Annotated in this window: 9 protein-coding genes and 1 pseudogene; 1 reads left to right on the forward strand and 9 read right to left on the reverse strand. The window is 41.0% G+C overall.

Annotation, left to right across the window (positions count from 1 at the left end; translation table 11 throughout):
* Positions 1-81: 81 nt before the first annotated feature.
* Positions 82-904: pseudogene (locus PAV_RS28230) on the reverse strand (undecaprenyl-diphosphate phosphatase).
* Between the two features lie 223 nt (positions 905-1,127).
* On the opposite strand from PAV_RS28230, the gene PAV_RS28235 reads away from it, so the two are divergent.
* A complete protein-coding gene (locus PAV_RS28235; protein WP_005551721.1) occupies positions 1,128-2,198 on the forward strand; it encodes an HD-GYP domain-containing protein in 1,071 nt (356 codons plus the stop codon).
* Positions 2,199-2,278: 80 nt separating this feature from the next.
* Here the strand turns inward: PAV_RS28235 and PAV_RS28240 are convergent, their stop codons facing one another.
* The 8 genes from PAV_RS28240 to PAV_RS28265 all read right to left on the reverse strand — a co-directional run bounded on the left by PAV_RS28240 (position 2,279) and on the right by PAV_RS28265 (position 6,486).
* Positions 2,279-3,112, reverse strand: a complete 834-nt coding sequence (locus tag PAV_RS28240; protein ID WP_005551723.1) for a polysaccharide deacetylase family protein — start codon at positions 3,110-3,112, stop codon at positions 2,279-2,281.
* A 438-nt stretch (positions 3,113-3,550) separates the two neighbouring features.
* Positions 3,551-3,757, reverse strand: a complete 207-nt coding sequence (locus tag PAV_RS28245) for a hypothetical protein (protein ID WP_005551724.1) — start codon at positions 3,755-3,757, stop codon at positions 3,551-3,553.
* A gap of 269 nt (positions 3,758-4,026) precedes the next feature.
* Positions 4,027-4,392 (reverse strand): LytTR family DNA-binding domain-containing protein, encoded by a 366-nt coding sequence (locus tag PAV_RS32850; protein ID WP_005551726.1) that lies wholly within the window; start codon positions 4,390-4,392, stop codon positions 4,027-4,029.
* A gap of 9 nt (positions 4,393-4,401) precedes the next feature.
* Positions 4,402-4,524, reverse strand: coding sequence for a hypothetical protein (locus tag PAV_RS37070; RefSeq protein WP_005551727.1), 123 nt, complete (start codon positions 4,522-4,524; stop codon positions 4,402-4,404).
* A gap of 4 nt (positions 4,525-4,528) precedes the next feature.
* Entirely contained in the window at positions 4,529-5,050 is a 522-nt protein-coding gene (locus PAV_RS28255; RefSeq protein ID WP_005551728.1) for an accessory gene regulator B family protein, read from the reverse strand.
* 124 nt (positions 5,051-5,174) lie between these two features.
* Positions 5,175-5,702, reverse strand: a complete 528-nt coding sequence (locus PAV_RS28260; RefSeq protein WP_005551729.1) for a hypothetical protein — start codon at positions 5,700-5,702, stop codon at positions 5,175-5,177.
* A 193-nt stretch (positions 5,703-5,895) separates the two neighbouring features.
* Entirely contained in the window at positions 5,896-6,066 is a 171-nt protein-coding gene (locus tag PAV_RS35015; RefSeq protein ID WP_005551730.1) for a hypothetical protein, read from the reverse strand.
* A 93-nt stretch (positions 6,067-6,159) separates the two neighbouring features.
* Positions 6,160-6,486 (reverse strand): YolD-like family protein, encoded by a 327-nt coding sequence (locus tag PAV_RS28265; RefSeq protein WP_005551733.1) that lies wholly within the window; start codon positions 6,484-6,486, stop codon positions 6,160-6,162.
* Between the last annotated feature and the right edge of the window lie 70 nt (positions 6,487-6,556).

Here is a 6,556-nt window from a genome sequence, read left to right on the forward strand (position 1 = left end):
GTATACATCTTTTGCATACTTCTGAATTTTCCCAAAATGAAATTTTCAAAATGTCCTGCCCCTGTCAATCAGGAACAGCAGCTACATGATGAAGTACCAGAATAACGCTGCCAAAACGAAGCGATAAATTGCGAAATGGCGAAGTTTAATCCGCTGAATATGCTTGAGGAAGACAACAACAATTACATAGGCTACCACAAAAGATACTAAAAACCGAGCACAAAAAAGCGAGAATATCGAGGGTAAACATCTTATAATTGTCAAGCAGCTCATATCCACTCGCTGCACACATAATCGGGATCGCGATGAGAAAGGAAAAATCCGCAGAAGCTCGGTAGCTAACGCCGCTCATCATACCTCCCGACATCGTAGATCCTGAGCGGGAGAAGCCTGGCCACAACACAGACAGAATTTGAAACAAACCAATAGAAAAGGCTTGCTTATAGCTAATATCATCCATCGTCTTCGCTGATGGCTCTCTGCGAGAACCGTACCATTCCGCGAACCACATAAATGCGCCTCCGACGACAAGCGCCAACAATACCGTTGAGGTGCTGTCAAACAACTGCTTAATATGATCTTTTGCTAGGTAGGCCACACCTAACGCGGGAGCTATTCCAATGGCGACATGGAGCAGATTCAATCGTTGACAGACGACATTCCCTTGCTGAACGGTTCGTTTGCGCAAGCCCAACATCCCCATGATCCGATCCCAATATACGACCATCATGGCCAGTGTCGCGCCTAGCTGAATGACGATCTCGAACGTTTTAAGCCAGCTAGCCTGCTCCTCAATCCCCATTAGCTTCGTTGTTAATATCATATGGCCTGTCGAGGATACAGGTATGAATTCAGTTAATCCTTCAACAATGCCAAGAACAACTGCAACGATGACATAGAACATGGATAAATCCCTCTTTTCCTCCTCATACGAAGTTACTCGAGTTCATCTAATGCGAGCACTCCGAAATCGGACAAAGTATCTTGTTCTTTGTATACGAGCAGCGGATGAATTTCAGCACCAATTTTTCACAATATTCTGGAAAATGTTATTGTTATCTTTTGTCAGACTTTGGTATGATAAAAGATACATGTAGGTCAATATGACTAGAAAGGTGTGACATTTCGTGCGGATACATGTCACAGAAATTCAAGAAGGGGACATTCTCTCGAAGGATATTTTCAATGATAATGGTCTGTTGGTGCTGTCTGCAGGAACCGTCATGAAGCAGCGGGACATTGCTCTTCTCATTCGTCATCATTTGGAAATGATCAATATCGAGGGCAGAGCATGCACAGAACCTGCAGTAGAGTCCCCTTATTCTACGAATGAAGGGCAGCAAACCTATCACAGTGCCCATCAAGGGATGCAGAACAGCTATAATACGGCAATTCACAATGTCGAGAAAATATTTCAAGATGTCGTCCAACATGGATTTGTGCAAGATGAGCTTGTTCAAGAATCCATCACACCGCTTATTCAACAGATGGAGAAGCAGCATGATGTTGTCTCCCTCTTGCTTCTGCTGGACTCAAAGGATGATTATACGTATCAGCATTCCGTGCAAGTCGGCATGCTGTCCTACTATATTGCGAAGTGGATGCATTACGGGGAAGAAGAAGCGATTCGCATTTGCAAGGCTGGATTTTTGCATGATATCGGCAAGTCCCAAATTGATCGACACCTGTTACACAAACCAGAGATGCTGACATTTTCCGAATTCGAACAAATGAAATCTCATACTGTTCTCGGATATGAGATTATTCGTGCTGCTTATGATGATGAATGGCTTGCGGTCGCTGCCCTCCAGCATCATGAACGCATTGATGGAAGCGGTTACCCTTATGGCACTTCTGATCTTGAGATTCATCCAGTTGCTCGCATCATTGCCGTTGCAGATATATATAGTGCGATGACAAGCACACGAATTTATCGGAGCAAGCAGGATTTATTTACGGTTCTGAAAGAGCTTCATACGTTGAGCTATACTGGACTTGATCCCAAAATCGTCCATACCTTCATTCGCCACATGCTGCCTAACTTCGTTCATAAGCAGGCACGCCTAAGCGACGGGCGAACCGGAACAATCATCATGAACCATCATACTGAATTTTTCCGGCCGCTCGTGCAAGTTGATAATCAATTCATTGATTTAACGCAATTCCGCAATCTGCATATTGAAAAGGTATACATGTAAGTTGCTGTACTAGATTTATTCGTTTACAGCCTGCTTTTTCAAGTGAAGCGCGTCGTGATTAACGTATTTATAAGACGCGCTCAGGATGTTTTTGCTTTGACCCGATGTGCCATTAATTCAGAAACGGTGACAAATGAATAGCCCCGCCGCTTCAATTCGGGCAGTATTTTCTTCAGCGCCTGAATGGTCTGTGTGCTTCCCTCTACTAAGTCGTGCATTAGTACGATGTCACCGTTTCTTGCATGTCCCAGCACCTTATTGACAATTCGATCTACTCCTGGTGAACGCCAATCCTTCGTATCTTGATGCCACGACCATAAAATAACGCGGTACCCCTTCTCCCGTGCAATTTCTACAAGCCGTTCATTATAATACCCGCCTGGCGGTCGGAATAATTGGGGAGGCGTGCCCGTCACCTCTTCAATGACTCGATGCGCCTTCATGATTTCCTCTTCAATTTCTGCCTTCGTTACCCCTTTGCGAAAATACTTATGGTGGTACGTATGATTCGCAATTTCATGTCCCTCACGAACTGTGCGCTTTACTAATTCTTGGTGCGACTTTACTCTCCATCCTACGACGAAGAAGGTAGCCTTGGCATTATACTGCTTTAACAGGTCTAAGATAACCGGAGTACGGGTTGGATCAGGGCCATCGTCAAAAGTGAGTGCAATCCGCTTGCCAGCAGACGGCACTTCCCACACAATGTCTCCTCGTCCTTCATAATAGGCACGATCTCTGCGAGCTGGCGCACTCTCATGATGTGTGTCTATTTGTGTCGCTACGGACATGGCACTTGCCTTAACTGGTGCAAATACACTTAAAATCATACATCCGATTAGCATCATGATACAGAATCTGTGCTTACGGCAAATATGCCGTATTTTTCGCTCCTGTTGGATAGGGTCAACCATTTCCAATCCTCCTGTTGCGTGATGAGATAACATAGATGCGAACCCGCTGTAAGCAAGTTGAACATCAGCATAAGGATTAGTATGCCAATTTCGGGGTGTACCATGCGGATAAAAGCAAAATGGGACAAACACGGAGAAAACGAGCGAAAAACAAAACTTCTTTATAAAAAATACGTGCCCTCTGCTTGATGCACATCGTACATCAGGCAAAAAGGGCACGTATCTTCCTTCAACGAAACAAGGCTGATTGGCTCCTTGTCGAAGCAATCCTTAGCCAATAGAGCCTTCCATTTCGAATTTGAATATTTCCACTTTTCATATTGCGTCATTGTATTACCAAAACATTGATATTACGTGTTTCTTGGGATTTTACTTTTCATACACTCTTATATGTTGTTGCTTTGAATCGGCACGAAATCGGCACGCGCCGGGTAATACTCAGACTGCTTTTTCTCCCTTCTCGTTGTACGATTCCCTGAAAGTATCGTTCATCATTTCTTCTATCTCTAAACATGTAGGAAACAATTCTGGATCAGCATGTTTTACCTCATGAACGAAAATGTTAAACAATTCAAAAAACTTTTCTCGCTCCATTTTTTGTCGTTCACTTTCATCAACATTAAAAGTTTTGTTTTGCTCACTCATTGTATGTGCCCTCCCTGATGTAAATTGAAATATTAAAATCATTTCTCGATGTGATGAATTGTTTTTTTCATGATACAATTTATACCAATGTTTTCGATAGGAGCATTTTTCATTGCAGGGTGTACACCTTGTGAAAAAATAATAGCACATAACCATACTATCTTATTGTCGAATTAAGTCGCACAAAAAGGCCAGATTAACCTAGGTTGATCTGGCCTTGACTTTTAATTATTTTCATGATATTGGATATGAAAAAAGAGCCTTTTTCACTAAAGGCTCTTTGTCATTAAATGTCGAATATTTTTCTTTCTATCTCGAGATACAGGCACCGGAATATGGTAATCTTTAAAATACGCAATCGCCCCCCTGCCCTGGGGTCTTGCGTATTCAATGTTGTTTATATTCGCAAATCTTCTTGAATCAATAAGCTTGATACACTCATATTTCGAGAACGCTTCATAATGTTCTTCCAACGTTGTAAGCACCGTAAATGTGCCCTTTCTCGTGTGAAAAAGCGGCAAAATATGATTGGCCTTCGGTTGGAATGCCTCGGCAAAATAAAGGTCATCAATAGTAAATGTATCGAAGTCGCCCACTGGTTTCCCATTCTCGACTCTAACTCCTAGTAACTCCATAACGACACCTTATTTCTTGCGCAAATCTTTAGGTACCGGCAGAGATCCTGCAAATATCTTTGCCCGCTTTGAAAAACTATGAGCTGCAACCGAAAGAACATTAGATGTTACCTTTACCAGTTGTTTTTTCATGATATTAACCTCCTTTCCTAGAATATGAATATGGAATAATCAACAAAGCTTGTGCTAGGTAAACAAGTGTTAGTGTTGATGATTGTACATAAAGGTTTATTCCAACTAATACAACTGAGATAACCTTATTCCGAATCTTATTATCCTTAGCATCGTTCAAATCCTCTGTGATATTTGGTGCAAATAGGATAAAAATCATCAGACATGTCACAGTTATTGCTATGATTGCACTTGACGGTAGCACAATGTGTGCTGGTACAACGATTATCATGGTCGAGACGATGAAACATTGATCCATCGTCTTCGCATGCAATCCCCCTGAAAAATGCCTAATCACCGCAAAAGCAACTAATGAAACAATGGTATCGATTGGTCTTCCAGAAATAAAACCTATAGCGATCGATGAAGTTGTAACCAATAAAATATTCAGTATATTAGCGAATGCGTAAGTAAGCACTTCATGGCTTACGTGACTACCGTTACGTCTTAAAAATGTAGCGAGTCCTTTAGAAACCCTTTCTATCAATCTTGTTCGCTCCTTCGATGAAGCAAATAGTATAGGATAGAAAAGTTTAGTAAGACGATTATGTAGACGAGCCATGCATATCCTGATAGCAAAAATACCGCTGATGCTGTCAATATTAGAAAAGTTACAATTGCCGCATAAAATACCGTGTTTTCTTTCTTGCTAAACTTCGAATGAAAACTATGCGGAGGATGTATGATAAAAGAAAACCAAGACCGATTTTATAAAGATATTGTGAAATAAGCATCGTCCCTCCAGCGGTTATTATCTGAAGTAAATAAAGATACACTCCGGAGGATTCCATCAACATACTACTCTCAAAATTAATCGTAATATTCAATACTAAAAATATCAATGATTGAATAGCGGTGTAAAAAGCATAACCTGATAAAGTTATAATAACCGCATATTGCAACCTTACTTTAATAACATAATTCATAAACACTATTATTGCACACATCGTTAGCGGTATATCGAACAAAGGCTCTTCAAAAACAATCCTTATTAAGTATGATGATAACGCTAGTACAATAGACATCACAATGAAGTCTTTAAGATAAAACCTAACCTTGAATCGAAACAGGTTCAAAGTCGCTGCCAATAACGCAAACGCTTCAAATGCACCAATTAAAATATATAACGCACTTGTCACTTTTTTTCCTCCTAATGATCATCCTCAATCCAATTATAGGTAGACAGCAAACAGACATCAAGCAACTTCCCATTTATCATAAGTTAAAACTCCCCCAATTTGTAGACTTTCTAACAATTGAGGGAGCAGCGGAATTATTCCGAGGCTTTATTATGTAATTAATTCAATATTTTATCAGGCGAAGTCTCAGCAGTTACAATATGGTATGCATCATATACTTTTTTATCGTTTCAAGCGTTTTCGCTTCCTCCCCTTCTCCTGATTCTATGACAATCCCATTTATTAACCCTAGAGTATATGCCATTAATGATACCGGATTGTCCTTATATTCTCTCATCTTTTGAGCAATCGAATCCACTGCCATCACTATAATCACCTCATAATCGTAATAAATACATTATTACATAACGGGCGATAAGTGTGTATACGTAAAGCCCCGGTCCGAGGCTTTAACTATTTATTGTACATTTAATATGTCGTCTATACTCACCCATTGCTTTTCTCCATCAAGAAGCAGTTTGACGCGTCGACCTTGAGGATCAATATCGATCACCTGAGCTGTGAGCTGACACTGCTCAAATGGATCATACATTTGAAGCGTGATTGTCTCGCGATCTCGCATAGCCTGCTGCAGCCGGTCACCTATTTGTTCCCATTCCTGTTCATCCAATGTAGGGCGCTGGCGGCGTGTGCTTTCGTACTGGCTTGATAGCCACATTTCACGGTGCTCCGGGAGTATAAAACGCGATCCTTCCCATATACCATTACCATTAAGTTTACTCATGAAAGTCATCTCCGTAGAACATTTGTTCTTAATTATAAGGGATCGTATGTTCTGGATCAACCACAATAAT

This window comes from Paenibacillus alvei DSM 29 (genome assembly GCF_000293805.1).
Lineage (GTDB): Bacteria > Bacillota > Bacilli > Paenibacillales > Paenibacillaceae > Paenibacillus_B > Paenibacillus_B alvei.